This window comes from Mangrovicoccus ximenensis (assembly GCF_003056725.1).
Classification (GTDB): domain Bacteria; phylum Pseudomonadota; class Alphaproteobacteria; order Rhodobacterales; family Rhodobacteraceae; genus Mangrovicoccus; species Mangrovicoccus ximenensis.
This window is the reverse complement of the sequence record NZ_QBKZ01000015.1, coordinates 739,905-765,861: the sequence shown is the minus strand read 5'-3', so window position 1 is coordinate 765,861 and position 25,957 is coordinate 739,905. Positions and strand designations below refer to the sequence as shown.

The window sequence follows — 25,957 nt, the reverse complement described above, 5'->3', positions numbered from 1 at the left end:
GGAGACTGCATCATGAGCCTGCGCGTTGGCGTCGATATCGGCGGCACATTCACCGATTTTGCCGTGCTCGACCCCGAGACCGGACAGTTCGACATCGGCAAGGTGCTCAGCACCCCCGACGATCCCGCCCGCGCGGTGATCGAGGGGCTGCTGGCCCGGGTCGGCCAAAGCGGCCGCGGACCCGCCGAAATCGCCGAGGTGGTCCATGCCACGACCATCGCCACCAACACGGTGATCGAGCGCAAGGGCCCGCCGACCGCGCTGCTGACCACCGAAGGATTCCGCGACGTGATCCTGATCGGGCGGCAGAAGCGCTACGAGCTCTACGACAACCTCGCAGGGCGGCCCGCGCCGCTGGTGCCGCGCGACTGGGTCTACGAGGTCCCCGAGCGGATGCTCTGGACCGGCGAGGTGCATGCCCCGATGGACGAGGCGGCACTGCGCCGGATCGCCCGCGAGATCGCCGCGCGCGGCGCGGCGGCGGTCGCGATCTGCTTCCTGCACAGCTATGCCAACCCCGCCCATGAACGCCGCGCCGCCGAGATCATCCGCGAGGAGGCGCCGGATCTGATGGTCTCGGTCTCCTGCGAGGTCTCGCCGCTCTACCGCGAGTTCGAGCGCACCAGCACGACGGTGATGAATGCCTACGTGATGCCGGGCGTGGCCAGCTATGTCGACCGGCTCGACCGCCAGCTTGCCGAGCTCGGGGCGCAGGCGCCGATGCTGATCATGCAGTCGAATGGCGGGGTGGCGAATGTCGAGAACGTCAAGCGCTTCCCGATCCGCATCATCGAGAGCGGCCCGGCAGCGGGCGTGCTGACCGCGGCGCGCTTCGCCCCGGCCGCCGGGACCGACAACCTGATCTCCTTCGACATGGGCGGCACCACCGCCAAGCTCTGCCTCGTCGAAGACGGCAAGCCGCTGCTGACCAGCGAGTTCGAGGTCGACATGGCCCACCTGAAGAAGGGCAGCGGCCTGCCGGTCAGCATCCCGGCGGTCGACCTTATCGAGATCGGCTCGGGCGGCGGGTCGATCGCGCGGGTCGATCTGGGCACGATCGCGGTCGGCCCGGAAAGCGCGGGCTCGGTGCCGGGTCCGGCCTGCTACGGCCGCGGCGGCGCGCGCGCCACCGTGACCGATGCCGACCTGGTGCTGGGCTACCTGAACCCCGACTACTTCCTCGGCGGCGAGATGCAGCTCGATGCCGAGGCCGCGCTGACTGCGATCGAACGCGACATCGCCGTGCCGCTCGGGATAGACGTGATGGAGGCCGCCTGGGGCATCCACGAGATCGTCACCGCGCAGATGGCGCAGGCGGCACGGGCGGTCACGATCAACCGCGGCAAGGATCCGCGGCAGTTCGCGCTGGTGCCCTTCGGCGGCGCAGGCCCGGTCCATGGCAGCCGCCTGGCGCGGATGCTCGGCTGTCCGCGGGTGGTCTTCCCGCGCGCCGCCGGGGTCGAAAGCGCGGTCGGCCTGCTGATGGCCGAGCCGTCCCTCGACTTCGCCCGCACCCAGGTTCTGGAACTGACGGCCGGGTCCCTGCCTGCGGTCAATGCCCTTCAGAGCGACCTGATGGCCCAGGCGCAGGCCGAGCTCGACGCCGCCGGGGTGCCGCGCGACCGCCAGGCCTTTTCGGCTAGCTGCGACATGCGCTTCCGCGGCCAGGGCTTCGAGATCGCCGTCGAGCTGCCGGTGGGGCCGTATCCGGAGGACGGCATTGCCGCGCTCCGGCAGGCCTTCCACGAGGCCTATGCCCAGACCTATGGAGACCGGACCTTCGATCCTGACTGGACCATCCTCGCCGTGCACTGGCGTCTGCGCGCCGTCGCCACCGGCCGGACGCTGGCGATGGACGCCCTGCCGCAGCGCGACGGAGACGCGTCGCGGGCGCTGCGCGGGACGCGCCGGGTCTGGTTCCCGGAAACCGGCGGCTTCACCGACTGCCCGGTCTATGACCGCTACCGCCTCGCCCCCGGAGACCGCATCGCCGGACCCGCGATCATCGAGGAACGCGAATCCACCATCATCCTGCCGCCCGACAGCGACACAGGCGTGGACGGCCACGGCAATCTCGTCGCCACGCTGAACTGAGGACAGACCATGAGCACGATCGATCCCGTCACCTTCTCCGTCGTCTGGGGCGGCCTCCTCTCCGCCGCCGCCGAGATGGGCAGCACGCTCCTGCGCACCGCCTATTCCATGACCGTGCGCGAGGGCTCCGACTTCTCCACCGGCGTCTTCGATGCCGAGGGCAACATGATCGCCCAGGGCGATTACAGCCCCGGGCATCTGGGCTCCATGGCCTATACCGTCCGCAACATGCTGTCCTGGTATCCCGAGGGCGCGCTGAAGCCCGGCGACGCGGTGATCTGCAACGACCCGACCATCGGCTCGGGTCACCTGCCCGACATATTCATGGTCACTCCGGTCTTCCACGGCGAGCGGCTGATCGGCTACGCGGTCAACATCGCCCACCATATCGATGTCGGCGGCAGCGCGCCGGGCAGCGAGGAAGTCGTCGGCGTCAGCGAGACCTGCCAGGAGGGCTGAAGCTGCTGCCGGTGCTGCTCTACCGCCAGGGCGAGCCTGTCACCGAAATCCTGCGCATCATAGAAGGCAATGTCCGCGTCAAGGACGTGCTGGGCGACCTGCATGCCCAGTACGCCGCCAACCTGACCGGCGTGGCCCGGATGCAGGCGCTGGCGCGCGATTACGGCCCCGACATGCTGGCCGCCTGCATGGCCGAAATCGTCGCCCGCAGCGAGGCCGCCATGGTCGGGGCGATCGCGGAGCTGCCGCGCGGCACCTGGCATTTCGAGGACGTGCTCGACGATACCGGCCCGGACACCGAGCCGGTGCCCTTCCGGCTGGCGCTGACCGTCGAGGACGGCCGGATCATCTGCGACTGGGAAGGCACCGGAGACCAGCGCCCGGCAGGGATCAACGCCTACATGCAATATACCCGCTCTTATTGCATCGCCGCGATCAAGGCGGTGACGCTGCCGCGCGCGGCGCAGAATTTCGGCATCATCCGCTGCATCGAGATCCGCGCCCCGGAGGGCTGCTACGTCAATCCCCGCCCCGGCGCGGCAAGCGGCGCGCGGGCGGTCAATGCCAACCGCATCTACGAAGTGGTGATGGGCGCGCTGGCCCAGATCGTGCCCGACCGGGTGATCGCGGCCAGTTCCGGCTTCACCAATCCCAAGGTCAGCGGCATGGTCAGCCCGCATACCGGCAAGCCCTTCCTGGCCTGGATGACGGCGATCGGCGGGGTCGGCGCGCACCGCCATTGCGACGGCCAGGAGGCGACTACCTCGCCCACCAACGGCACCAACACGCCGGTCGAGGTGCAGGAGATGAACGCGCCGGTCTTCGTCCACCGGATGGAGCTGGTGCCGGACTCTGCCGGAGCAGGACAATTCCGCGGCGGAATGGCCATGCGCAAGGACGTGGAACTGCTGGCCGAGAATGGCCTTGTGACCAATCTCGGCGACCGCAACGTGACCGGCCCCTACGGGCTCGAAAGCGGCCTGCCGGGCACGAAGGCGGCAACGATCCTGAACCCCGGCACCCCCGGCGAGCAACGCCTGCATTCCAAAGGCACCTACACGCTCGAGAAAGGCGACATCATCAGCCTCAGGACGGCCGGAGCGGGCGGTTTCGGCGATCCGGCGCTGCGCGACCCGGACGCCGTCCTGCGCGACGTTGCCCATGGGCTGGTCTCGCGCGAAGCGGCGCGCACCGTCTACAAGGTCGCTTTCGCCCCTGCCGGAAACGCCGTCGACAGGGCTGCCACGCGCCTGCTGCGCGAAGGGGCTCCCTCCCCGGCGAAATGACACCCGGCCGGAGCGCCCGCCCCGCTCCGGCCACGTTCCGCTGTCGGCCTTCTTGCCAACCGGACGCCCGGCGGCATGCCTTGTCGGCCCAGCCTTGTTCTACCGGGTGTTCTCGTCTTCGAGCGCCTTCAACCGGCGTATCTCGTCCGGCAACGGGCCACCGTACTTTTTCTTCCAGTTGAAGAACATCGCCTGGCTGATCCCGGCCTTTCCACAGCTCTCCGCGACCGGTGAGCCTTGCGCGCCCTGCTTCAGGATGAAAGCCTTCTGCGCCTCCGTGAATTTCGATGCCTTCATGCTTTTCCGTTTCGTCGGGCAAACAACGCCGGCTCTGTTTGATGATCCTCCTCAGTCTCCCAGCCAGGAAAGCTTGGCCGAAAACTCCAGCGTCATACGGTCCGGTTTTCAGGGGCTGAACACATGCCGTCCACAGACCGGGTCGGGAGGCCCTGCACGCAGGCCTCCGGGAGCGGGCCTTGTCCGCCATTGATGGCGCGGATGGCTCCGTTCCGGGCCTCGCAATGTGCCACATCGGGCGCTGTCAAAGTCACCACCAAGGGGCGCCATCCATGACGGGGATTGCCACGGCCAGCGCCGATCCGCTGACCGGCAGATGATTGCACGGCAATCGCCGGGAGGGACGCCAAGCCTGCCTTCCAGGTCCACGGTGCCGGCGCAGAAGGCGCAGCCGTCCTGCGGCGGAACCAGATGCTTGAATTCTTCCAGCGCCTTGCGCCCTGCCTGATCGGCATGGAGGCCTGTGCCGGAGGCCCATCACCGGACGCGTGACCTCGCCGCGTTCGGACATGAGGTGCGGCTCCTGCCGCCGTCCTGCGCGACGCCGTATCTTCGGCGCGGAAAAACAATTCAGGCCGAGGCCGAGGCAATCTGCGAAACTGTCGCCTGGCCCTCGATGCGAGCCGTTCCGGTGAAAAGCGAGAAGCTCCGGGCGCTTCTGATGACCCGCAGGGCGCGCGAGGTCTTGGTCCGCCAGCTGACCAAGGTCACCGGCTCGATCCGCACGCAGCTCGGCGAGTTCGGCATCCGATCCTCCTCATGCGCCGAAGGGGGTCCGCAATGTCGGGCGCCTGCCCGAAGCGGGCGAGCGCGACGACCCGCCGGCTGCGTCCCGGGTGCCGCTGCGCCTGCTGGCCGAGCAATTCTCCGAGACCCGCGACCGGACCGAGGCGCTCACGAAGGACATCCGCTGCGGGGCGGAGACCAGCGAGACCGGGAAGCGGCTCCGGACCAGTTCCGGCATCGGCCCGATCGCCGCGACTGCGCGGGTGGCGAACGTGCCGGACCCGGCCGGGTTCCGGACATCACGCGACTTGCCGGCCTGGCTTGGCCTGACGCCGGAGCCGCTCTCAAGCGGCGGCAAGGAAAAGCTCGGGCGGTTCCCGAAGAGCGGGCCGGTGTACGCGATCCGTCCGAGAGAACCGGCGAGCGAACGGCTGCCTGCGGCGGCGGCTCCATCCCGGCGCCATGGGGATCATCTCTGCCCTCCGCCGCGGCCGACCTGGCGACGGCTGGCTGTGGCGCCTCCTGCAGTGCAAAACCGCGACGCAGGCCGCGATCGCCGTGGCCAACCGCATGGCGGGAACCGTCGGAGCTTTTCCGGGAAACGCCCAGGACAACGGCGCGGCGCGCGCCGCTTGGGAGAAACCGGGCCGTCGCCATCGGTCCGGGCACCAATGGCGCCCCCCCGGAGGAAATGGCGAGGTGCAAGACGGCAGGATGGCCATCCGGCGGACAAACTGCCGGGATGTCCAGCGCGATCCTCTCGGCCCGGCTATCCCAGTCCCTTTCCCGGCACCCTCTCTCGGCGAATGCATGCATTCGCGCGCCGGCCCGCGGTTGCGCCGGATCTCGCGAAGCGGCGAACGGAGCCCTTCGCCGGGCCGGTCTTCGCCTCGGCTTCATTCTCGCCACGATCGGTCCTCCGGACCGATCTCGTCACGCCCGAATTCCATGATACGTTCCACGGCATAGGCCAGCATCGCACGCACGAGACCGCCATCGGCGCGCTGTTCAAGCAGCTCGAGCAACGCCGTTCCCTCTTCGGTCATCGTCAACTCCGTGCCGGTTCCTGACAACGCAACCCGAACCTTCTCCGAGGTCCGAGGGTGACCGCCAGCGTCATCCTCGGACGCGCGCGGCCTCCCACAGCAATCGTCGGGACATGATCCGCAACGGCCCACGATTCCCGAGGGCATCGCCATGGGCGGACCAGGTCGCCATGCAGTGGCGGGCGGGCTTGGATTTGCCTATGTCATCCGTCTAAGCGCATGGAGTCGCGGCGGGAGTTATGCAACGCTGATCGAGCATGACATTGTGCGGTCCCGGACACTTCACGGTTCCCTCTGGAGCTGAAAGGCGGCCTGAATGCCGCGCTACTCCAACAGTCCCGGAAGCCAGAGCGTGATGCCAGGCACGAAGACCAGACCCAGGAGCACCAGTACGTCCACGGCAACGAACCAGCCGACGCCACGGAAAATCGTTGTCAGCGACACCCGGTCGCCCAGTGCGCCCTTGATGATGTAGACGTTGAGCCCGACCGGCGGGGTCAGGAGGCCGATCTCGAGCAGCTTCACGAGGATGATGCCGAACCAGACCAGGTCGAGCCCGGCTTCGCGGGCCATGGGCAGGATGATCGGCATGGTCAGCAGCAGGATACCGATGCTGTCGAGGAAACAGCCCAGAATGAGATACAGCAACGAAACCGCCAGGATCACCATCAGCGGCGAGCTGCCCCATGCGATGAAGACATCCGCGACGAAGGTCGGCACGCCGGACAACGCCATGAACCTGCCCAGCAGCGATGTCCCGATGACCACCATGAAGATGCTCGCGGTGCTGACCAACGTCTGGCGGAACCCTGCGGCCAGCACGGTCCAGGTCAGGCTGCGCTTCAGCGCCGCCACCGCGATCGCCAGCGCCGCGCCCACGGCGCCGGCTTCGGTGGGAGTGAAGACCGCAAGGAAGATCCCCGCCAGCACGCCGAGGATGATCACCGGCAGCGCCCAGGTCTCGCGGATCGCCTCCATGAGCTCGGCGCGGGTGAAGCGGCTTTCGACCTTGGGGGCCAGCGACGGACGGCGGATCACCCGCAGAACGATCATCGTCGTGAAGGCAAGCGCTGTCAGGATGCCGGGCATCACGCCGCCCGCGAAGAGCTGGGCCACCGACACCTCGGCCAGGTAGCCGTAAAGCACCATGAGAATGGACGGCGGAATGAGCGAACCGAGCGTGCCTGCCGCCGCGATCACTCCTGTCGCGAGTCCCGGATCGTAACGGTAGCGCAGCATTTCGGGGGTCGCGATGCGCGCAAAGGCGGAAGAGGTGGCGACCGAGGAACCGGAGGCCGCCGCAAGCACGGCGCTCGCGCCGACGCTCGCCACCGCAAGCCCGCCGGGCAGCCAGCTCAGCGCCAACCGCATCGTGCGGAACAGCCCGGAGGACAACCCGGCCTCGGAGGCGATGAACCCCATGAGCAGGAACATCGGGATCGCCGTGAGATTCCAGTCCCCCACGAAGTTGAACGGGATCGCCGTGATGATGCCCCAGGCGGCACGCATGTTCAGCAGAACAGCGATGCCGATGAAGCTCACCAGGCCCAGTGCCACGCCGATCTGCACCCGCAGCAGCAGAAGGAGGATGCCCGCACCGAGCCCCAGAAATCCGATGGTGACGTTTTCCAAAGTGTCGTATCCCGTCTCAGATATGGCCTTCGCCCGGATCCACCGGGTCGGGCGAGAATGCCGGGTCCAGCGCCGCGTGAACCGCGTGGCGCAGCGACACCAGCCCGATCGCGGCGAAGCCGACGGGCAGGACGAATTTCGCGGGCCAGATCAGCACGTAGACATTGCCCATCATCATCTCGCCCTTGGTCATTGCTTTGACCGCGTCGAACCAGGTCTGCCGTGCGAGAATGGCGAAGAACACCGCGCTGACCACGTAGCCCAGCACCAGGACCGCGCGCTGCAGCCAGCCCGGCATCAGCCGCCAGAGCATGTCGACCTGGATATTCTCGTGCTGCCACTCGACGAAGGCGAGCGGCAGGAACACGACCAGCACCATGTGGTAGACCGAAATGATCTCGAAATTGCCGGGGATGGGCCGGCTCCAGAAATTGTCGGCGACGACATCGGCCACGGTCTGCACCATCATCAGCGCAAGCCCCACACCGGAAAGCAGCAGCAATGTGCGTGAGAGCCACAAAAGCCCCGTGTCGATTCTGGCCAGCATCGTCGCCTCCTGTCTTGCAGTTCAGAGCCCGTAGCTCGTCACGTCCACCTGGTTGTAGACTTCGGTCTTCAGAAGCTCGGCAATCGCGGCAAGGTCGTCCGCCGGGATGTCTGCCATCAGTTCTTCCCACTTGGCGTAGGTTTCCTTGAACCGCTCGGCCAGCACCGCGGGTTCCGGGGCGCCCAGCTTCTCGCCGGTCTCGGCTGCCAGGGCATCGACCTCGGCAGCGATGAAATCGGTCAGGCTGGCCGCCAGGTCATCGGCGGGGTCCGCGACCGTGACGCCATGGTCCGCGGCCTCGGCCAGCGCCCCGTCGACGGTGCCGAGATAGGCCTGGGTCATCTCCACGATATTGCCTGCCATGGCATCGATCAGGATCTGACGGCTGGCTTCACTCAGGCCGGCCCAGGCGTCTTCAGCCATGGCGTATTGCCAGCCGGCGAAATAGGGGCCGAATTCCAGCAGCGTGGTGTGTTTCGCCACATCCCAGAGCGAGCGCGACTTGAGATCGTTTGCAGCGTTGATCGCACAGTCGAGCTGGCCTTTCTCGAGCCCCGAGAACATCTCGGACGAGGGGACGTTCACCGGAACGGCGCCCACGCTTTCGGCCCAGGCGGCGTGTACGGGCGACGGCATCCGCAGCTTCTTGCCAGCGACCTGCTCGAGCGTCGTCACCTCGGAAGAGCACATCATCACGTATTGCGGCGAAGCGTAGGAGCCGAGGAAGACGATGCCGAGCCTGTCGAACATGGCCTGCATGGAAGGATCGTTGATGTAGAAATCCGCAACCGCAAGAGCCGTCGTCATGCTGTCGGGCAGGCCGATGGCGAGGGCGGCAAGCGTGTTGTCCTCGGGCAGATCCGACGGGGTGTAGGTTCCTGCGTGGTAGGTCATCTGCACGATGCCGTCAGTCAGGCCGGACAGGTGCGCCACGGGCGGCAGCAGCGAGGTGCCGGTATAGACCTGCATGGTCAGGTTGCCGCCCGAGGCTTCTTCCACGGTGTCCTTCAGCGCGAGATAGCCGTCGCGGGTCAGAGGGTGGGTGTCAGGGAACCAGACAGAGGCGGTGATTTCTTCCGCCGCGACCGGAGGGGCGATGCCGAGCGCCGAGGCGAGCAGCAGTGCTTTGGTCTTCGTCATGATCGGTCTCCGTGTTGGCGCCGGTCATGCCGGCGTTTGTTGGGCCCCGCCCCGTCAGGAGGGGAAGCCGAGCTTGTCTTTCATCCAGTAGTAGCGGACGCCGATGTCCATCACCGGCCCGCGGACAGCGTGCCAGGCGATGGGGCGGATCGGCGTTTCCGGCAGGGGCAGCGGCGTGCCCTCGGCAATCCGTTCTGCCAGAGCCGCGCCCATCGCCGTGGCCATGGCGACACCGCGCCCGTTGTAGGCCGCGACGGTCCAGAGGCCCGGCTCCGGCTCGTGCAGATGCGGCAAGTGGTCCATCGTCAGGGCCAGATGACCGGACCAGGCATGTTCGACACGAACGTCGGCAAGCTGCGGGAACATGCGCCGCATCCCTCCCTCCAGCGCGTCCTGAAGCGCTTGCGAATGCTCCGCGCCCGTGGCCCCGCGACCGCCGATGGCAAAGCGGCCGTCGGGCGTCATGCGGTAGTAGAAGGCCAGCTTGCGGGTTTCCGAGCAACAGGCGCCCTGCGGCAGGATCGTTCCGGCAATGTGCCCGGGCAACGGCTCCGTCGCGAGCATGGTCGATTGAACCGGCAAGATCGAGCGGGCCAACTTCGGCATCAGCGCCGTGTCATAGGCATTGGTCGCCAACACCGCGGTCTTGCCCGAGATGCTCTCTCCGTCCAGATCGAGCGCCCACCCCTGTCCGGACCGCCGGACCGCACGCACGGGGCTGCCGGTGACAATGGTCACGCCGGCGGCCCTCGCGGCGCGCGCAAGTCCGCGAGCATATGACAGCGGGTTCACCAGCCCCGCACGCAGGTCGCGCCAGCCGCCGACATAGGCTGCCGTCCCGGTAGCCTCGGCCATGGACCCGGCGCCGTAGAACTCGACCGGAGCGCCTTCGGCCTCCCACTCCTTTGCACGGGCGTGAACCGCCTTCAGCGCCAGGGCCGAATGAGCCCCCTGGATCCAACCGTTCCGCGTGGCGCCGCAGGCGATGTCGTGGCGGTCGATCAGGTCGAAGACCCGGTCCGCTGCCGCGCCTGCGAAGGCGGCCAGCCGGCTGCCCTCGGCCTCTCCCCAGCGGGCACGCATCTCGGAGGGGTCCAGCTTGAGCCCCGGGATCACCTGTCCGCCATTGCGGCCGGATGCCCCGAAACCGATCTGCTTCGCCTCGACCAGCGTGACGGCGACCCCGCGCTCGGCCAGATGAAGCGCGGTGGACAACCCGCTGAACCCGCCGCCGATCACCAGCACCGTCGCATCCAGAGGCGCGTCGCTGCCCGGGGAGGGCTCTTCCGCAGTCGCATGCCAGAGCGATTGTTCCCAGAGATCGGCGGAAAGCGTCATCCAAGCGCCACCATCTGGGCGGGATAGGCGCGCCGGGCGCTATCTTCCGTGAGCAGGCCATTGCGCAGATCCTCGGCGACCAGCGCCGCAGGGCGCTCTGCAGCCGGGCCGTAGCCCGCACCGCCGCCGAGCCGGAAGACCACCAGATCGCCCGCCTTGAGGTCGGCCATGTCCTTGGACGCGAGCTGGATCACCTCATCGCCCCGGTGGATCTCGCAGGCGCCCATGGAGCCCGCCCCGCCGCCGAACAGCGGCTCGGGCGCGGTCACGAACCGGTCCGCGTAAAGCGCAACGGTCGCGCCGTCACGCAGGATGCGATAGGCCTTCATGAAACCGGCGCCGCCGCGCATCGTGCCGTGGCCGAAACTGTCAGGCGTCAGCGCGTACGCCTCGACGCGGAAGAACTCGTAATCCTGGTCGATGGCCTCGACCGGCGTGTTGGCGCAGTTCGACATGGGGCTGTCGATTGCATCGCAGCCGTCTTCCTGTAGCGAAGCGCCGTAGCCGCCGCCGAAGATCTCGAGATAGACCGAATAGGCTCCGTCGTTCAGCCAGCTCAGGCAGGCCACGGTGGTGCAGTCGAAGCCGTTCGCGATCACCTGCTCCGGGACCGCCTGCGACAGGGCGTTCATCGTGGCGTTGAAGGCGCGGTAGCAGATCTCCATCCGCGCCCGCACCGGCGCGGGGTAGCGCGGGTTGAGGATGCTGCCTTCGGGCACGATCACGTCGATCGATCGGGTCAGCCCGGCGTTGAAGGGAATGTCCGGCGATGTCAGGGCCGATTTCACGCAGGACATGGTGGCAGACAGCGCGGCTGCCAGCGGCGCGTTGAGGTTGGTGGCCACCTGCGGATCGGTACCGGTATAGTCCACCGTCAAGCTGTCGCCCGAGATGGTGACGCAGGACTTNGACGCGGATCGGCCCATGACCCAGCCCGTCGTCGTCGATCACCGCCTCGCCGTGATAGGTGCCGTCCGGCGCTTCGGCGATGGCCGCCCGGACCCGGCGTTCCGTATAGGTCTGGAATTCTGCCATGACCTCTTCGACCGCCTCCGCGCCGTAGCGTTCGCACATCTCGCCGATGCGCTGCGCACCGATCCGGTTTGCCGCGATCTGGGCGTTGAAATCGCCCATGGTCTGCAGCGGCGCACGCACGTTGGCGCGCAGCATCCGCTCGAGCGGGCCACCGTTCCAGTCGCGCGACATGGAGAACTTGGTGGGCGGAATGATGATGCCTTCGGAGTGCACGTCGCGGGCATGGACCGACAGGCCCGGCGCGCCGCCGCCGATGTCGAGGTGATGCGCCACGGAGGCGGCAAAACCCACGCGCCGGCCGCCGGCGAAGATCGGGTGGAAGAAAAAGACGTCCTGCAGGTGCTGGCCGCCGGAGTAGCTGTCGTTGATGACGAAGAAATCATCCGGCCCGACCTCTTCGAGATCGTATTCCCGTGCGCAGGCTTGGAACACCGACCCGATGGTTCCGAGCTGCATGGGGATCAGCTCGGCCTGGGCCACGGTATTTCCGTCGCGGTCGAGGATCGCGGCGGATCCGTCGCGGGCTTCCCGGAGGATCGTGGAATAGGCGGAGCGGACGAGTTTCGTGCCCATCTCGCGCGCGGCGGCGAGGATGGCCTGGCTCAGCACGGCATAGTCGATTGCGGAGACGGTCATTGTGCAGCCCTCGTCAGAATCAGGTTGTCTTCGGGGTCCCGCGCGGCCTGCCAGCCGGGCGGAACATAGGTGGTCGAGGAATAGCCTTCGATCAGCGCGGGACCTGCGACTGGCGTGCCGATCTCCAGCGCCGAGGCCGCGCAGACGGTCGCTCTGGCCGCGCTTCCGTCAGGCAGAACGACGGGTGCGGTCTCTGGCGTCCGCAGGGTGCCTTGCCGCTCGCGGAAGGCAGGCAGCGTCTCGATGGGGCGGGTGACGGTCATGCGGAACCCCACGACCTCGATCTTCTGCCCCCTGGATCCGCCATGCAGGAAGATGCGGTGATGCGCGGCCTGGAACAGGTCCTCGAGCTTCGCGGCATTCAGCGTGCAAATGGCCTGCGGCGTGAGCTCTACCGGAACCTCGAAGGCCTGGCCGACGAACCGCATGTCGGCGACGAACTCGAACCGAAGGCCATCCTTCAGGCCGTAGCTCTAGAAATCCGCCCGGGCGGCGGCCTCCATCTCGGCATGCGCGGCGCGCACCGCTTCCGGCGCGTCTGCGTCGACGGTGAAGCGGCGGGTGATGGCCGTGATCTTGGAGAAGTCCGACGCGATCAGCCCATAGGCCGAAAGCACCCCGGGGTTCGGCGGCACGATCACGCTGGCTAGCTGCATTTCTTCCGCGATCTCGGCTGCCAGCAGGGGGCCGGCGCCGCCGTATGGCACAAGGGCATAGTCTCTCGGGTCGTTGCCCTTCTCGGTGGAGACGATCTGGATGGCGCGCACGATATTGGCGACCGACAGGCGCAGCGCGGCAGTGGCAGCCTCTGGCACGCTCAGCCCCAGCGCCTGCGCGATCGGGGCAAAGGCGCGCTCTGCCGCAGCCCGGTCCAGCGCCATGGTTCCACCCAGGAAGGCCTCGGGACGGATCGTTCCGCGCAGCACATGGGCGTCGGTGATCGTGGGCAGGGTGCCCCCCTTGCCGTAGCAGGCCGGTCCAGGTTCGGCACCGGCGCTGCGCGGCCCGACGCGCAGCATGCCGCCGTCATCGATCCAGACCAGAGACCCTCCGCCCGCGCCAACCGTGGCGATGTCGATCACCGGCGTCCGCACCGGCAGGCCGTCAAGCTCGGTGTCGGGCGAGATGCCCGGCTTGCCGTCNGGTGACGAGANCAGACATCGGTCGAGGTGCCGCCCATGTCGAAGGTGATCACATTGCCCGCGCCTGCGCGCTCGGCCTGCCGGATGGCGCCCACCACCCCTGCCGCGGGACCGGAGAAGAGCGCCGAGATCGCATTGCGCCGCATGGCCGTCGCCGGGATGCGTCCGCCGTTCGACTGCATGATCGAAAAGCGCGATGCGAAGCCCCGCGCACCGAGTTCGGTCTCGAGGCGGGTCAGGTAGCTGTCGATGACGGGCTGGACGTAGGCGGCAAGCGTCGCGGTCGAGGCGCGCTCGAACTCGCGGAACTCGCGGGTCACGTCCACCGAGGCGGTCACCAGCATCTCGGGCAGCGCGGCGTTCAAAGCTGCGCGCAGCGCTTCCTCATGCGCGGCGTTGGCATAGGAGGAGAGCAGGCAGACCGCGACCGACGCGTAGCCGCCGTCGCGCAGAAGCGGCACGAGCCGCTCCACCTCGCCCGCCACGTCGAGCGGCGCGACGACGACGCCGGCGGCATCCATCCGCTCCGCCACCTCGTAGCAATCTGCACGGTCGACCACCGGGCGCGGCCGCTTGTAGCGCAGATCGTAGATGTTGCGGCGGTCATGACGCTGCAGGAAGAGGATGTCGCGGAAGCCCGCGGTCACCACGAAGGCAACCTTCGCCCCCTTTCGCTCGAGCAGCGCATTGGTCGCCACCGTGGAACCGTGCACGAGGTCTGCCACCCCAGACAGCGGCACCTCGGCCTGGTCAAGCGCGTTGAGCATGCCGATATCGGGGCTCGACGGCGTGGACGGCACCTTCCGCAGCTGAATTTCTCCACCATCGACTGCAACCAGATCCGTGAAGGTTCCGCCGACCTCTACCCCGACTCGCATCAAAGCATCCTCACCTATGAAACTTTTAACAACTATTTTCACTTTAGTGCATTCATAGCAAGAATTTTTTCATTTCTTGGCGAAGAAATTTCATTTTTCTGCTAATCTTGCAGGAGATTTCATGTTCTGAGAGAAGATGCTGTGCGGTCGAGGCGGAGTTCGATGAAAGATCAGGAAAAGACAGGCGTGACGGAGAGCCCCTCGCTGGGGGAACGCCTGCGCGGGTTGCGCAAGAGCCACGCGCTGTCGCTCAAGGAGCTTGCCGCGCGCTCGCAGCTTTCGATCGGCGCGCTGAGCCAGATCGAACGCGGGATCAGCTCGCCGTCGGTGCGGACACTGAACAAGCTGGCGACGAGCTTCGACGTCCCCCTGTCCTATTTCTTCGCGGGCGCGGACAGCGACGAGGTCGACGGCGTTGTCGTGCGCCACACCGCCGATGCCGAGATGAAGGTGAGCGCCCAGGGCATTCGCAAGCGGCTTCTCACCCCCAAGACCTTGGAAGGGCTGCAATTGATGCTGGTTCAGGTCGACCCAGGAAGCACTTCGGGCCCCGAGGCCTACGGACATCCCGGTCTCGACGCGGGCTATGTCCTGAGCGGCGCACTGCGCCTGGAGGTCTCTGGCCGGGTCTACCTGCTGACCGAGGGCGACAGCTTCGGCTTTCCCTCGACCCAGCCCCACCGCTTCGAATGCCTTGGCGGCCGGCCCGCCGAGATCGTCTGGGTCAACACCCAGTAGCGCCGCGCTCAACATGACAGCGCCATTCCGTCGGTCGCCGGGTCCGCCCCTCCCTGGAGCACGCCGTCCTCCAGATGGATGCCATGCACCCAGGCGATGCCATAGCTGTGCGGGCTGCGCACGATCCCGTAGCCCTGCGCCTCCAGCTCGCGCGTGACGGACTGCGGAATGCGGTTGGTCACGTCGATCAGGTTGCTGGTGGCCGAGAAGCGCGGCAGAGACACCGCGTCCGACATCGAGGCTCCGAAATCCAGCACATTCAGCGTGGCCTGCAGAACCCCCATGGCAATCTGCGTGGCACCCGGCGCACCGATGGCCAACTTCGGCCGATCACCGTGGAAGATGATCGAGGGACAGACAGAACTGAACCGCGCCTTGCCCGGCGCGATGGAGCCCGCATGCCCCGGACGCGGGTCGAAGACGCCCATGCACCCGTTGTACATGAAGCCCAGGCCCGGCGTGACGACACCGGACGGCATCCCCAGGGAATGAGTCATGGAGACGCAATTCCCGTCCCGGTCCGTGACGCAGATCTGCGTGGTGTCGCGGCTGGGACCCGCAGCCGAGAACCGTGGAACGTCGGCCTTTTCTCCGCGGCGGATCCGCTCGGCGCTTTGCCGGGCGTGGTCATCGGAAAGAAGGGAGGCGACCGGCACATCAACGAACGCCGGGTCGCCGATATGGGCGTCCTTGTCGATGGTCGCCTGCTTCATCGCCTCGCAGACCACGCGGATATATTCGGCGCTGTTGTGCCCCATGCCCTTGAGGTCGAAATGCTCGAGAATGTTCAGCATCTCGGCCAGCATCAGGCCGCCCCCAGGCGGCTGGTTGGTGGTCACGCGATAGCCGCGGTAACGCGTTTCCAGAGGTGGCAGAATGCGCGGGCGGTAGCTCGCGAGATCCTCTGCCGACAGCAGCGCTCCGCAGGCGGTCATGTCCGCGGCAATGGCGCGGGCGATGTCCCCGGTGTAGAAGCTGTCGGCGCCCTCCCGGGCAATGGTGCCCAGCGTCGTGGCCAGGTCGGGGTTGACCACCCGGTCGCCGACCTGCTTGGGACTTCCATCGCCGCGGCAATAAAGCGCCCGTCCGGCGCCGCAAAAGGCGATGCGTTCGAAATTCGCCACCCGGCCCATCTCGGCGGGCATTGACCACCAACCATGCACATGCGGACGCACCACCCAGCCGCAACGCGCCCAGGCGATGGCATGCTCCAGAAGCTCCGCCCAGGGCAGCCGACCATGACGTTCATGCGCCGTGGCATAGGCGCGAAGCGAGGCCGGTACGCAGATCGACTGGTAGCCGATGTCGTTCACGCGCCCCCGGAGGGTGAAGCCGTAGCCATCGCGCGCCTCCCCCTCGATCAAGGCCTCCCACATGTCCGGCGTGGCGGCGGCCGGTGCCGGGGCGTGGAAGTCGATGTACTCATGCGCACCGTCACTGGCGCGCCACACGGCCATGCTGCCAAACCCCGCGATGCCGCACATGAGCGGATCGACCACCCCCTGCACGAAGGCCATCGCGATCGCCGCATCCACGGCATTGCCACCCGCCTGCAGCACCTCGATCCCACATTCGGATGCCTCGGGCTGAGGTGCGACCGCCATTGCCTGTCTCCGGTCCGATCGAGCCATCAACCTGCCCCTCCGTCTTGGCGCTTCAGAACTTCGCGATAGTGTCCGAAAGGATGCGGCCCACCTCCTGCACACGCTCGGGCGTATATCGCTGAGTGATGTTGCCGACGCTTACGGCCCCTGCGAGCGCTCCGTGACTGTCGAAGATCGGCGCGCCGACGCCCACCACGTAGTCGAACATGTCCTGGTCCCCGACCGAGAAGCCTGCGGCGCGCACCTCGGCGATGCGCGCCCGTATCGCCGCCGGATCGGTCACCGTTTTCTGCGTGCGCTTCTCGAGCGGGCCAGCGAGATACGCATCGATATCTTCGGCGCTGGAGTAGGCGAGCATCGTCAGAGGGGCACCCCCGCAATGCAGGGGCAGCTCCATCCCCACTTCCGAGGCGAGAACGCGAACCGGCGCCGAGCCTTCGATCCGGTTTATCACGAGCGCCTGGCGCCCGCTGCGGATCATGAAGAGCGCCGTGTCCTGCGTCCGGTCCACGATCTCGCGCAGGATCAGCTCGACCCGGCTCAGCACCGGGTTCGAAGCCAGCGCCTTGTGAACATAGTGCAGCATCATCGGGCTTACCGAATATCGCCCCGAAGGCGCATCGCGCTCGACGAGCGAGTGATGTTCGAGCGTTCCGAGCATCCGCACCGTCACGGTGCGCGGATAGCCGACGACGTCGACCACCTCGGTCACCGTGCAGGGGCGACCGAAATCGCAGATGGCCTTGAAAACCAGGATGGCCTTGCCGGCAGAAAGGCTGATGTCCACTGTCATTTATCCGATATTCGGTTATTGCATCCGATTTTTGGAGCATGGGTGCCTCATTCCGCTCCTGTCAAGCCGTGTCCGCCGATTTGCGAGCCTTACGGCAATGAGCCCGCGCAAATCGCCGCGGGAATGTGCATCTCGGCAAGCGGCCGGAGGTACTTGCAGTTGAGGCGTTGTTGGACAAATCAGCTGGCGACCGCAGTCCCCCTTTCCCCGGACACACTTACCCCAGGGCCACGGTGACCGGGATGCCGAGGGCGGTGAAGCGGTTGAGGAATGAGCGGCAAGCGCCATTGGTCCGGGCGCAGCCGCGAATGACGCGGATATGGACCTCTGCCATCTGGCGGTCGAGGGTGAGGCATCGCGCTGCCATCGGTCCGAGGCCGATGCCGATGCCGAACGGACATCAGCCGCTGGCCAAGCAGCTTAAACCAGTTCGTTTTCGCCTCCACCCTGCTGCGGCGATGATACCCGCTCCAGTTCCGCCACAGCACCCGGCGCAGGTGCTTCGACGCTCGCAGGATCTCGTTTCGCAAGAGAGCTCCGGCCGTATCCGGCTTCCAGGGCCTCGCAGTCCGCCTCGGCGGGAGTGAGTATCCGTCATTCGCAAGCGGCTTTTGAGGTCCACAGCCTGTCGGCTTTCGCCAGCGCGCTGGCGGCGCGCAGGAGCGTTCGCATGAGCGCGGCTATGGCAAGCTTTGCGGGTGTCCCGGCCTCGCGGAGCTGGATGTACTTGGCCTTGAGGTCAGGGTTGTAGCGCATCGCGACGGCGGCAGGCCTGCAGAGCGCATCGCGCAACGGCTTGCGCCCCCCGCGGATGAAGGACCTGCCGTTCCACTGGCCGGATTCGCGGCTGAAGGGGACAAGGCCCGCGAGGCTTGCGGCCTGCTTTCCGTCGAGCCTTCCGATCCCGGGCAGAAAGGTCAGGATCAGCGCCGTCGCGACAGGGCCGAGGCCGGGAATGGAGCACAGGATCTCTCGATTGCGGGCCATGGTGCCGTCTTCGGCGATCAGCCTGGCAATCCCGGCATCAAGTTCCGCGATCTGGCGCTCGACGAGGGCCAGCCGTTTCGCGGGCTGGCGCTTCGCCGGAGCGTGAATCTGGACATGGCTGCGGTTGCGCAACCGGGTCCGCTCGGTGATCAGGGCGCGTCGCGCAACCTGAAACTCCTTGAGAACCTGAAGGTCCGGCGGCACAGGCGCATCTGGTTCGAGGGCCAGGGCCGCGCCCATGCGGGCCAGGTTGCGCGCATCCACGGCATCGGTCTTGGCTTGCGCACCGCAGGCCTCGGCGAAGCGCCGGGCCTGCAAGGGATTGACCTTTGCGAGCGGAAACTTGCCCGAAAGCGCCGCCTCGAAGGCCCGGTGATGCGGGCCGGCGGGCGCGAAGGCGATGCGCGCCGCCGGTGCCTTGCCCAGCCATCGGATCAGGGCCCGCCACCGGCGGCACCGACGACGGATCGCGGAAGGCCGCGACCAGCGCCTCGGCGCTCTGGAACCGGTCCTCGGGCTCGGGCGCGGTCATCTTGGCGAGGAGGCGGCCGAGGGGCTCGGGCACGCCTGCCAGATCGAGCGGCGCGCGCTTCCGCTCCAGCACCTCCATCGGATTGCGGCCGATCTCGGGCTTCTGCCCGCGGAAGGTCGCCAGCAGGAGCGCGCCCAGCGAATAGATGTCGGTGCGCGGATCGGCCTTGCCGGCCAGCTGCTCGGGCGCGGCATAGGCGTATTTGCCGGCGAACTTGTCGCCGACGATGGTCTCGGCGCCCGGATTGGTGTCCTTGGCAATGCCGAAATCGATGATCACCGCCTCGGCGGGCGATCCGCCGCGCAGGATGATGTTGTCGGGCGACAGGTCGCGATGGACGATGTTGCGCGCATGCGCCGCCGCCAGCCCCTCGGCGATGCGCAGCCCGGCAACCATCAGCTCTTCGGCCGACATGCCCCCCGCCTTGAGCCGCGCATCCATGCCCGGCCCCTCGACATAGTCCATGACGAGATAGACCACCCCGTCGGCCATCCGCTGGGCATCGAAATAGCGCACCACCGCGTCATGGCGGATCTCGCGGACATCTTCCTCGCGGGTCATCAGCGACAGGAAATCCTCGTCGCGGGCGAATTCCGCCCGCAGCGCCTTGACCGCGACGACGCGGCCCGAGATTTCCGAGCGCGCCTTGTAGACTTCCGACACGCCCCCGCGCCCGAGCAGCGCCACGATGCGGTAGGTGTTGTTCAGCAGGTCGCCTGCCTCGAAGATATCGCCGGTCTCCCGGCCGGGACTGGACACGCCTGGCGGCTCCTCTGGACCGGGCTCAGCTGAGCGCCTGGAATTCCACGCGGCGGTTCTCGTCGGCATTCGGGTCGAGATCCTCGAGCGGGAAGCCCTCGCCCACGCCCACCGCCTCCAGCCGGTCGCCCGCGATGCCGCAGTCATTGACCAGGTGGCGCTTCACCTCTGCCGCGCGCAGCTGCGAGAGCTGCTCGTTGTAGCTGGCGGAGCCGGAGGCATCGGTATGGCCGACCACCCGGAACGCCACCGTATCCATCTTCTGCATCACCTGGCAGAGCGTGGCGAGCTTCGGCTTCTGGTCCTCGCGCAGCGCGGCGCTGTCGAAATCGAAGCGGATCTGGATATTGACCTGCTCCTCGGGTGCCAGCGCCACATAGGTCGGCGCGGTTTCGGCCGCGGGCGTGCCGATGGCGGGCGCGGCAGGCGCTTCCTCCGCGGCGGTGACGGTGGTGCCGCCCGCGGTTCCGGCCCCGACGGCCGGCGCGTCCGGCTGGACCAGCACCAAGCCGCGGGTCTTCTGCTTCTCGAAGATCGCCTCCAGCTCCTCGGCGCTCAGATCGCTGGCATCGCCCTGCTGGGCTGCGGCCGGCCCCAGAGCCACGAGAAGACCGAGGAGTCCGACTCCCAGGCCGTGTATTGCAGTCCTCAGCATCGGGACCCTCCCTTCCTCGGTTTGGCGGAATCGTATATCAGCTGACCCAGCGGAACAACGGCTTTGCCACGGCCGGCGTTGCCCGGCGCGCGGCTCATCCGCCCTCCACCGAGAACTCGATGCGGCGGTTGCGGGCGCGCCCTTCGGCGGTCGCGTTGTCGGCCACCGGCCGGTCCTCGCCATAGCCCGCCGAGGCCATCCGCCCCTGCCCCACGCCCTTGCCCAGCAGGTAGTCCACCACCGAGGCCGCGCGGCTTTCCGACAGGCGCTGGTTGAGCCCGGCATCGCCGGTGCTGTCGGTATGGCCCGCGATCAGGATGTTCAGCCCCGGGCAGCGGTTGACGATGTCGGCCACCTGGTCGAGCAGCGGAAACGAGGCCGGGCGCAGCCGCGCCGAGCCCGACTCGAAGGAGATGTTGTCGGTGCGCGACAGGATCTCGAACCGGCCGGTGCAGGCCTCCAGCGAGAAATCGCCCTGCGCCTCCAGCGCGGCGCTGGCGGGCGCGGCAGGGACGGCCAGGTTGCGGCACGGATGCTCCGGGCGGCAAGGCAAGGCGCGGCGGGATCCGGTTGCGGTCCGCCGCTGGGCCGCAGCGGCACTCCTGCAGTACCGCGTCCTCATGCACGGAAGCTGCCAACGGCAAGCAGACAGGCGGAAGACCGGACCGCGGCCCCGCCGGAACCGGCAGGGCCGCGCAGGCAGGCTGCAGAGGGCCGGAGCCCCCCTGCCGGGATCAGATCGTCATGTAGGTCTCGACGACCTCGTCGGTCAGCTCGGCGATCGGCCCGGTGCAGGCGATCCGGCCCTTCTCCAGCATGGCGAAGCGGCTGGCGGCGCGGCGCAGGAAGCCGATATTTTGCTCCACCAGGATCACCGTCAGCCCCATCTCGTCGCGCATGCGCAGGATCACCGCCTCGATCTCCTCGACGATCGAGGGCTGGATGCCCTCGTTCGGCTCGTCGAGCAGCACGATGTCCGGCTCCGCCGCCAGCGCCCGCGCGATGGCCAGCTGCTGCTGCTGCCCGCCCGACAGCACGCCGCCGGGGCGGTGCATGTTGGCGGCGAGATAGGGGAAAAGCTCGGGCACGATGGCCGGGACCTCGCGGCGTCCGGCGCGGTTCGCGAATCCGCCCATCAGGATGTTCTCGCGGATGGTGAATTCGGGGATGATCCCCCGGCCCTGCGGCACATAGGCGATGCCGGCCCGCGCCCGCTCATGGGTGGCGCGCGCGGCATAGTCCTGCCCGCCGATCAGGACCTGGCCGCGCTTCGCCTCGGTCATGCCCATGATCGTCTTCAGCAACGTCGTCTTGCCGGTGCCGTTCCTGCCGGCGATGCCGGTGATCTCGCCCGAGGGGATCTTCAGGTCGATGCCCTCGAGCGCGCGGGAGCGGCCGTAATAGCCGTCCAGATTGACCAGTTCCAGCATCATGCAATCCCCTGCTTGCCCAGATAGGCGGCCTTCACCTCCGGATGGTTCTCGATGAAGGCGACGCTGCCCTCGGCCAGCACCCGGCCGAGATGCAGCACCGTGATCCGCTCGGCGATGTCGCGCACGAAGGCCATGTCATGTTCCACCACCAGGAGCGTGTGCCGCCCCTTCAGCCGGTTGATGATCTCGGCGGTCTTGGCGGTCTCGCCCTGGGTCATCCCCGCGGTCGGCTCGTCCAGAAGGATCACCGAGGCGTCCTGGATCATCAGCATGCCGAGCTCCAACCATTGCGTCTGGCCGTGGCTCAGGAGCCCGGCCTCGCGCTCCGCCTCGGCCCCGAGCCCGATCAGCTCCAGCACCTCGGCGAGCCGCGCCTTCTCGGACATGCCGAGGGCGAAGCGCAGGTTCGACCAGACCGAGGGGCGCTTGGACTGCGCGACCTCGAGATTCTGCCGCACGGTGAGGCCCGAGAATACGGAAGGAATCTGGAACTTGCGCCCCACCCCCGCGCGGGCGATCCGGTGTTCGCGCAGGCCGGTCACGTCGCGCCCCTGCACCAGCACCTTGCCCTCGGTGGCGCGGGTCTTGCCCGAGATCAGGTCCATCAGCGTCGTCTTGCCGGCGCCGTTGGCGCCCAGCAGCACGCGCAGCTCGCCCTGCTCCACCGCCATGGACACGCCGTCCACCGCGCGGAAGCCCGAGAAATCGACGGCCAGCCCGTCGAGCGTCAAGGCAGCGGTCATTGCCCGGCCTCCTCTTTCAGCTGGAAGGACGGGCGGCGGGCGCGCAGCCGCGCCATCCCGTCATGGGCGAGCCCCGACAGGCCCTTGGGCAGGTAGATGACGGTGACCACGAAGAGGATGCCGATGATCGCCTTCCAGGCTTCGACCAGCGCCTCGGTCTCGGAAACGCGGGCCTCGATCATGTTGATCAGGATCGCGCCCACGGCCGCGCCGAGGATCGAGCCGCGCCCGCCGACCGCCGCCCAGACCACCATGGTGATCGAGAAGGACAGCTCGAGGAACGAGGGAGAGGCGAATTCCGAGACGATGACATAGAGCATCCCGGCCAGCCCCGCGATAGCCGCGGAAACGGCGAAGAAGAAGGTCTGGTAGGCCGGAACGTCATAGCCGAGATAGAGCGCGCGGGTGTCGCTGTCGCGGGTCGCCTGCAGGATCGTGCCCGCCCGCGTCGCCACCAGGATGCGCGCCGCCGCCAGCACCGCGATCAGCGCCACCGCGACGAGATAGTAGGTGCCCTTGGCATAGGGGTCGAATTCATGGCTGAAGACCGTGAGCCAGCCCAGATCCGTCAGCCCGTTGAATCCGTTGGTCAGCGGCTGCGCGTCGGTCACCACCAGACGCACCAGCAGCACCAGCGCCAGGGTGATGATCGACACGAAGACGCCCGAGATGCGCTGGCCGAAGATGATCCGGCCCATGATTCCGGCAAGGACCGCGGGCAGGATCACGGCCACGATCACCCCGGTCCACTGCCACTGGAAGGGCAGCCAGATCCACGAGCCGGGCGTGATGCAGCACAGGTCGGTCGGCGCGCCCGGCTGGGCGTTCCACAGCATGAAGTCCGGAACCGGCGTGTCCGATCCCTGCTGCAGCGAGGTGTAGCTCTGCAGCTTCAGCGACATTGCCATCGCATAGGCGCCGATGCCGAAGAACAGGCCCTGCCCGAGATTGAGCACCCCGGCATAGCCCCAGGTCAGCGCCACGGCAGCGCCGAGCATGCCGTAGCAGAGGTATTTTGCGACGCGGTTCAGCCAGAATTCGTCGCCGACGAGCGGCAGCGCCAGGAGCAGGACGGCAAGCCCCGCATAGGCCCAGAAACGGTAGTTGGAGAGACCGGCCATGTCAGCGCCCCTTGAAGGTGAAGAGCCCGGCGGGCTTGAGGAGGATCACGCCGATCACCACGGCGAAGACCGCGGCGCGGCCGAGGATGTCGTTGGTTGCCATCGCGACGAGCGCGTTGAACTCGCCCAGGAGGCCCGAGGCCGCGACCGTGCCCAGGAGGCTGCCGACCCCGCCGGTGACCACCACCATGAAGCCGTCGACCACGAGCGTCGCGCCCATGTCCGGCGCCACGGTCTTGAAGCCGGCCATCAGCACGCCGGCGACGCCCGCCAGCCCGGAGCCGAGCGCGAAGGTCAGCGCGTTGGTGCGCTGGACGTCGATGCCGCAGGCCGCGGCCATCTGCGGGTTGCGGATGATGGCGCGGACCTTCATGCCGAGCGCGGTGCGGTACATCACCGCCCAGGTCGCCGCCGCCAAGATCAGCGTCATCGCGACGATGAAGATGCGGTAGGCGTTGAAGTCGTGGCCGAGGATCTGGACCGTGCCCTGCAGCGCGCCCGGCACCGGCACGTTCTGCAGCCCCGAGCCGAGGCCCGCGATGTGGATGCCGAAGAAGCTGAGGCCGAATTCCAGCCGGATCGCCTGCTGCAGCAGGATGGCGATGCCCCAGGTGGCCAGGAGCGTGTCGAGGAGCCGGCCGTAGAGGCGGCGCACCACCAGCCGCTCGATCGCCAGCCCGGCCAGCGCGGTGACGGCGAAGGCCAGCGGAATCGCGGCGATCAGCCCGAGCCCGAGCCAGATATTGGCCATCACCGCGGTATAGGCGCCGATCATGACCATTTCGCCATGGGCCATGTTGATGATCCCCATGGCGCCGTAGGTCACGGCCAGGCCGAGCGCCACCAGGAGGAGGATCGAGCTGAGGCTCAGCCCGATGAACAGGATGTCGACCACGTCAACGGTCTCCTTGTCACGAGGGGGCCCGCACCCCGCCGGGATGCGGGCGGAGGGGGCTCAGAGCTTGGAGCTGTCGAGGCCTTCGCGGGTGCAGAACAGGTTCTCGGCGGTCTCGCCGTAGGCGGCATAGGGCAGCGGCTTGATCGGCGCGTCGTACTCGTCGACGATCTTGGTCTGGCCGTCGGCCTGCCACTGGCCGATGCGCGGGGTCAGCCAGCAATGCAGGTTGTCCCCGTCGATCTTCACGGTGCCGCCCGGGGCCGCGTATTCTTGGCCGCGGATACCTTCGCGGATCGCCTCGACCGAGGTGTCGCCCGCCTTCTCGATCGCCTGCTTCCACAGGAAGACCTGGAAATAGGCCGCTTCGAGCGAGTGGTAGGTGGTGGCCGCCGGATCGCCGACGAAGGCGCGGTAGCGCTCGATGAAGCTCTTGTTGGCGGGCGTGTCGAGCGACTGGAAATACGGGAAGGAAGTGTAGCTGCCGGCCGCGTATTCCGGACCCATCGCGGCGATCTCGATCTCGGAGGTCACGGTCGCGCAGATCGGGATCTCCTCATGGCTGAGGCCCTGGTTGATGAATTCGCGGTAAAAGGAGATGATCGAGTCGCCGACCACGTTCGACAGCACGACGTCGGCGCCCGAGTCCTTGATCTTGTTGACCATCACCGCCCATTCGGAATGGCCGAGCTCGAGATATTCGTCGGCCACCCATTCGGCGCCGCCGGCCTCGATCAGCCCCTTCGAGACCTTCGCCATCTCGCGCGGATAGACGTAGTTCGAGCCGACGATGAAGACCTTCTTCTTGCCCAGCGTCTCGAGGATCCAGGGGATGTAGTTGCCCAGCTGCTGGTTCGGCACGGCGCCCGAATAGACCACGTTCGGCGAGCATTCGAAGCCCTCGTAATGGGTCTGGTAGAACAGCATTGCGCCGCGGCGCTCGAAGATCGGCAGCACCGCCTTGCGCGAGGCCGAGGTGTGGCAGCCGAAGACGGTGGAGACGCGGTCGCGGATCACCAGCTTCTGCGCCTTCTCGGCATAGGTCTTGGGATCGGAGGCGCCGTCCTCGACGATCACCTCGATCGGGCGCCCCGCGACGCCGCCCGCTGCATTGATCTCTTCGGCGGCCATGCGCACGCCCGCGGCCAGCATCTTCTNCGACGACCGAGAGGCCGCCGGTCTGGGAATAGAGCGCGCCGACCTTGATCGGATCGCCCGAGGCCATGGCCCGGCGCAGATAGCCCGGCGCGGCCAGCGCGGCGCCGGCGGTTGCGGTGGTGGTCAGGAAGGAGCGGCGGTTCAGTTTCATTTTTCTGTCCCTGTTGGACGCGCGCAGGGGACCGGCCCGCATCATGCGGGAGACCGGGCGCTCGGGCGCGGAACGATGGATTGGAAGCCGACAACGCTGTCGAAACGCNAAAACGCCCGCAGGGTCCCTGCG

Annotated in this window: 23 protein-coding genes and 7 pseudogenes; 5 read left to right on the top strand and 25 right to left on the bottom strand. The window is 67.5% G+C overall.

Annotation, left to right across the window (positions count from 1 at the left end):
• Positions 1–12 precede the first annotated feature (12 nt).
• The 3 genes from C7T91_RS19725 to C7T91_RS19715 are packed head-to-tail and all read left to right on the top strand — an operon-like array spanning position 13 to position 3,839.
• The gene (locus C7T91_RS19725; RefSeq protein ID WP_201742151.1) at positions 13–2,094 is read left to right on the top strand and encodes a hydantoinase/oxoprolinase family protein; all 2,082 of its coding nucleotides are present in this window, start codon (positions 13–15) and stop codon (positions 2,092–2,094) included.
• 9 nt (positions 2,095–2,103) lie between these two features.
• On the top strand, positions 2,104–2,553 hold the full coding sequence (locus tag C7T91_RS38010) for a hydantoinase B/oxoprolinase family protein (RefSeq protein ID WP_108260701.1): 450 nt from the start codon (positions 2,104–2,106) through the stop codon (positions 2,551–2,553).
• An 11-nt stretch (positions 2,554–2,564) separates the two neighbouring features.
• Positions 2,565–3,839, top strand: coding sequence for a hydantoinase B/oxoprolinase family protein (locus C7T91_RS19715; protein WP_161556013.1), 1,275 nt, complete (start codon positions 2,565–2,567; stop codon positions 3,837–3,839).
• A 102-nt stretch (positions 3,840–3,941) separates the two neighbouring features.
• Here the strand turns inward: C7T91_RS19715 and C7T91_RS19710 are convergent.
• Positions 3,942–4,136, bottom strand: a pseudogene (locus tag C7T91_RS19710) (transposase); the annotation flags it as partial.
• A gap of 570 nt (positions 4,137–4,706) precedes the next feature.
• On the bottom strand, positions 4,707–4,883 hold the full coding sequence (locus C7T91_RS32765) for a hypothetical protein (RefSeq protein ID WP_161556012.1): 177 nt from the start codon (positions 4,881–4,883) through the stop codon (positions 4,707–4,709).
• 89 nt (positions 4,884–4,972) lie between these two features.
• Here C7T91_RS32765 and C7T91_RS39715 point away from each other — a divergent pair.
• A pseudogene (locus C7T91_RS39715) lies at positions 4,973–5,194 on the top strand (transposase); the annotation flags it as partial.
• A gap of 406 nt (positions 5,195–5,600) precedes the next feature.
• On the opposite strand, the pseudogene C7T91_RS39710 reads toward C7T91_RS39715, so the two are convergent.
• The 10 genes and pseudogenes from C7T91_RS39710 to C7T91_RS37990 form a co-directional block, all read right to left on the bottom strand.
• Positions 5,601–5,908, bottom strand: a pseudogene (locus C7T91_RS39710) (hypothetical protein); the annotation flags it as partial.
• A 324-nt stretch (positions 5,909–6,232) separates the two neighbouring features.
• Entirely contained in the window at positions 6,233–7,540 is a 1,308-nt protein-coding gene (locus tag C7T91_RS19700) for a TRAP transporter large permease (RefSeq protein ID WP_108260698.1), read from the bottom strand.
• Between the two features lie 16 nt (positions 7,541–7,556).
• Complete coding sequence (locus C7T91_RS19695) at positions 7,557–8,087, bottom strand: TRAP transporter small permease (RefSeq protein WP_108260697.1); 531 nt, start codon at positions 8,085–8,087, stop codon at positions 7,557–7,559.
• A gap of 21 nt (positions 8,088–8,108) precedes the next feature.
• Entirely contained in the window at positions 8,109–9,227 is a 1,119-nt protein-coding gene (locus C7T91_RS19690; RefSeq protein WP_108260696.1) for a C4-dicarboxylate TRAP transporter substrate-binding protein, read from the bottom strand.
• Between the two features lie 54 nt (positions 9,228–9,281).
• Complete coding sequence (locus tag C7T91_RS19685) at positions 9,282–10,565, bottom strand: NAD(P)/FAD-dependent oxidoreductase (protein ID WP_108260695.1); 1,284 nt, start codon at positions 10,563–10,565, stop codon at positions 9,282–9,284.
• Positions 10,562–11,491, bottom strand: a complete 930-nt coding sequence (locus C7T91_RS38005) for a hydantoinase B/oxoprolinase family protein (RefSeq protein WP_269102243.1) — start codon at positions 11,489–11,491, stop codon at positions 10,562–10,564. The genes C7T91_RS19685 and C7T91_RS38005 overlap by 4 nt, the downstream gene beginning before the upstream one ends.
• A 46-nt stretch (positions 11,492–11,537) precedes the next feature.
• Positions 11,538–12,173, bottom strand: a pseudogene (locus C7T91_RS38000) (hydantoinase B/oxoprolinase family protein); the annotation flags it as partial.
• Positions 12,174–12,232: 59 nt separating this feature from the next.
• Positions 12,233–12,664, bottom strand: a complete 432-nt coding sequence (locus C7T91_RS36300) for a hydantoinase/oxoprolinase family protein (protein ID WP_236638350.1) — start codon at positions 12,662–12,664, stop codon at positions 12,233–12,235.
• A 45-nt stretch (positions 12,665–12,709) separates the two neighbouring features.
• Entirely contained in the window at positions 12,710–13,318 is a 609-nt protein-coding gene (locus tag C7T91_RS37995; protein WP_269102242.1) for a hydantoinase/oxoprolinase family protein, read from the bottom strand.
• Positions 13,315–14,256, bottom strand: coding sequence for a hydantoinase/oxoprolinase family protein (locus C7T91_RS37990; RefSeq protein WP_269102241.1), 942 nt, complete (start codon positions 14,254–14,256; stop codon positions 13,315–13,317). The genes C7T91_RS37995 and C7T91_RS37990 overlap by 4 nt, the downstream gene beginning before the upstream one ends.
• A 162-nt stretch (positions 14,257–14,418) precedes the next feature.
• Between C7T91_RS37990 and C7T91_RS19670 the strand changes: the two genes are divergently transcribed.
• Positions 14,419–14,994, top strand: coding sequence for a cupin domain-containing protein (locus tag C7T91_RS19670; protein ID WP_108260694.1), 576 nt, complete (start codon positions 14,419–14,421; stop codon positions 14,992–14,994).
• An 8-nt stretch (positions 14,995–15,002) separates the two neighbouring features.
• Here C7T91_RS19670 and C7T91_RS19665 read toward each other — a convergent pair whose 3' ends face one another.
• The 13 genes and pseudogenes from C7T91_RS19665 to C7T91_RS36280 all read right to left on the bottom strand — a co-directional run bounded on the left by C7T91_RS19665 (position 15,003) and on the right by C7T91_RS36280 (position 25,668).
• Positions 15,003–16,598 (bottom strand): gamma-glutamyltransferase family protein, encoded by a 1,596-nt coding sequence (locus C7T91_RS19665; RefSeq protein ID WP_236638349.1) that lies wholly within the window; start codon positions 16,596–16,598, stop codon positions 15,003–15,005.
• Positions 16,599–16,650: 52 nt separating this feature from the next.
• Positions 16,651–17,385, bottom strand: coding sequence for an IclR family transcriptional regulator (locus tag C7T91_RS19660; RefSeq protein WP_161556010.1), 735 nt, complete (start codon positions 17,383–17,385; stop codon positions 16,651–16,653).
• Positions 17,386–17,608: 223 nt separating this feature from the next.
• Positions 17,609–17,975 (bottom strand): annotated as a pseudogene (locus C7T91_RS36295) (hypothetical protein); the annotation flags it as partial.
• Between the two features lie 10 nt (positions 17,976–17,985).
• Entirely contained in the window at positions 17,986–18,378 is a 393-nt protein-coding gene (locus tag C7T91_RS36290; RefSeq protein WP_236638348.1) for an IS110 family transposase, read from the bottom strand.
• A 174-nt stretch (positions 18,379–18,552) separates the two neighbouring features.
• A pseudogene (locus C7T91_RS36285) lies at positions 18,553–18,780 on the bottom strand (IS110 family transposase); the annotation flags it as partial.
• Positions 18,781–18,874: 94 nt separating this feature from the next.
• A pseudogene (locus tag C7T91_RS19645) lies at positions 18,875–19,738 on the bottom strand (serine/threonine-protein kinase); the annotation flags it as partial.
• Positions 19,695–20,324, bottom strand: a complete 630-nt coding sequence (locus C7T91_RS19640) for an OmpA family protein (protein WP_108260690.1) — start codon at positions 20,322–20,324, stop codon at positions 19,695–19,697. The gene C7T91_RS19640 and the pseudogene C7T91_RS19645, both read right to left, overlap by 44 nt.
• Positions 20,325–20,418: 94 nt before the next feature.
• Positions 20,419–20,877 carry an OmpA family protein gene (locus C7T91_RS19635; RefSeq protein WP_236638347.1) on the bottom strand — a complete coding sequence of 153 codons (459 nt, stop codon included), beginning with the start codon at positions 20,875–20,877 and terminating at the stop codon, positions 20,419–20,421.
• A 181-nt stretch (positions 20,878–21,058) separates the two neighbouring features.
• Positions 21,059–21,757, bottom strand: a complete 699-nt coding sequence (locus C7T91_RS19630) for an ATP-binding cassette domain-containing protein (RefSeq protein WP_236638346.1) — start codon at positions 21,755–21,757, stop codon at positions 21,059–21,061.
• Complete coding sequence (urtD, locus tag C7T91_RS19625) at positions 21,754–22,500, bottom strand: urea ABC transporter ATP-binding protein UrtD (protein ID WP_108260687.1); 747 nt, start codon at positions 22,498–22,500, stop codon at positions 21,754–21,756. Before urtD ends, C7T91_RS19630 begins: the two co-directional genes overlap by 4 nt.
• Positions 22,497–23,621 carry an urea ABC transporter permease subunit UrtC gene (gene urtC / locus C7T91_RS19620; RefSeq protein ID WP_108260686.1) on the bottom strand — a complete coding sequence of 375 codons (1,125 nt, stop codon included), beginning with the start codon at positions 23,619–23,621 and terminating at the stop codon, positions 22,497–22,499. Before urtC ends, urtD begins: the two co-directional genes overlap by 4 nt.
• A 1-nt stretch (position 23,622) precedes the next feature.
• Positions 23,623–24,516, bottom strand: coding sequence for an urea ABC transporter permease subunit UrtB (gene urtB / locus C7T91_RS19615; protein WP_108260685.1), 894 nt, complete (start codon positions 24,514–24,516; stop codon positions 23,623–23,625).
• A 60-nt stretch (positions 24,517–24,576) separates the two neighbouring features.
• Positions 24,577–25,668, bottom strand: coding sequence for a transporter substrate-binding domain-containing protein (locus C7T91_RS36280; protein WP_330848858.1), 1,092 nt, complete (start codon positions 25,666–25,668; stop codon positions 24,577–24,579).
• Between the last annotated feature and the right edge of the window lie 289 nt (positions 25,669–25,957).

What these genes read in the sequence shown, in the direction of transcription:
- C7T91_RS19725 (WP_201742151.1), top strand. Translation starts at nt 13, where the DNA reads ATGAGCCTGCGCGTTGGCGTCGATATCGGCGGCACATTCACCGATTTT.
- C7T91_RS38010 (WP_108260701.1), top strand. Translation starts at nt 2,104, where the DNA reads ATGAGCACGATCGATCCCGTCACCTTCTCCGTCGTCTGGGGCGGCCTC.
- C7T91_RS32765 (WP_161556012.1), bottom strand. Translation starts at nt 4,883, where the DNA reads ATGCCGAACTCGCCGAGCTGCGTGCGGATCGAGCCGGTGACCTTGGTC.
- C7T91_RS19695 (WP_108260697.1), bottom strand. Translation starts at nt 8,087, where the DNA reads ATGCTGGCCAGAATCGACACGGGGCTTTTGTGGCTCTCACGCACATTG.
- C7T91_RS19690 (WP_108260696.1), bottom strand. Translation starts at nt 9,227, where the DNA reads ATGACGAAGACCAAAGCACTGCTGCTCGCCTCGGCGCTCGGCATCGCC.
- C7T91_RS19685 (WP_108260695.1), bottom strand. Translation starts at nt 10,565, where the DNA reads ATGACGCTTTCCGCCGATCTCTGGGAACAATCGCTCTGGCATGCGACT.
- C7T91_RS36300 (WP_236638350.1), bottom strand. Translation starts at nt 12,664, where the DNA reads ATGCGGTTCGTCGGCCAGGCCTTCGAGGTTCCGGTAGAGCTCACGCCG.
- C7T91_RS19670 (WP_108260694.1), top strand. Translation starts at nt 14,419, where the DNA reads ATGAAAGATCAGGAAAAGACAGGCGTGACGGAGAGCCCCTCGCTGGGG.
- C7T91_RS19665 (WP_236638349.1), bottom strand. Translation starts at nt 16,598, where the DNA reads ATGGCGGTCGCACCTCAGCCCGAGGCATCCGAATGTGGGATCGAGGTG.
- C7T91_RS36290 (WP_236638348.1), bottom strand. Translation starts at nt 18,378, where the DNA reads ATGGCCCGCAATCGAGAGATCCTGTGCTCCATTCCCGGCCTCGGCCCT.
- C7T91_RS19640 (WP_108260690.1), bottom strand. Translation starts at nt 20,324, where the DNA reads ATGCTGAGGACTGCAATACACGGCCTGGGAGTCGGACTCCTCGGTCTT.
- C7T91_RS19630 (WP_236638346.1), bottom strand. Translation starts at nt 21,757, where the DNA reads ATGATGCTGGAACTGGTCAATCTGGACGGCTATTACGGCCGCTCCCGC.
- urtD (WP_108260687.1), bottom strand. Translation starts at nt 22,500, where the DNA reads ATGACCGCTGCCTTGACGCTCGACGGGCTGGCCGTCGATTTCTCGGGC.
- urtC (WP_108260686.1), bottom strand. Translation starts at nt 23,621, where the DNA reads ATGGCCGGTCTCTCCAACTACCGTTTCTGGGCCTATGCGGGGCTTGCC.
- C7T91_RS36280 (WP_330848858.1), bottom strand. Translation starts at nt 25,668, where the DNA reads ATGCTGGCCGCGGGCGTGCGCATGGCCGCCGAAGAGATCAATGCAGCG.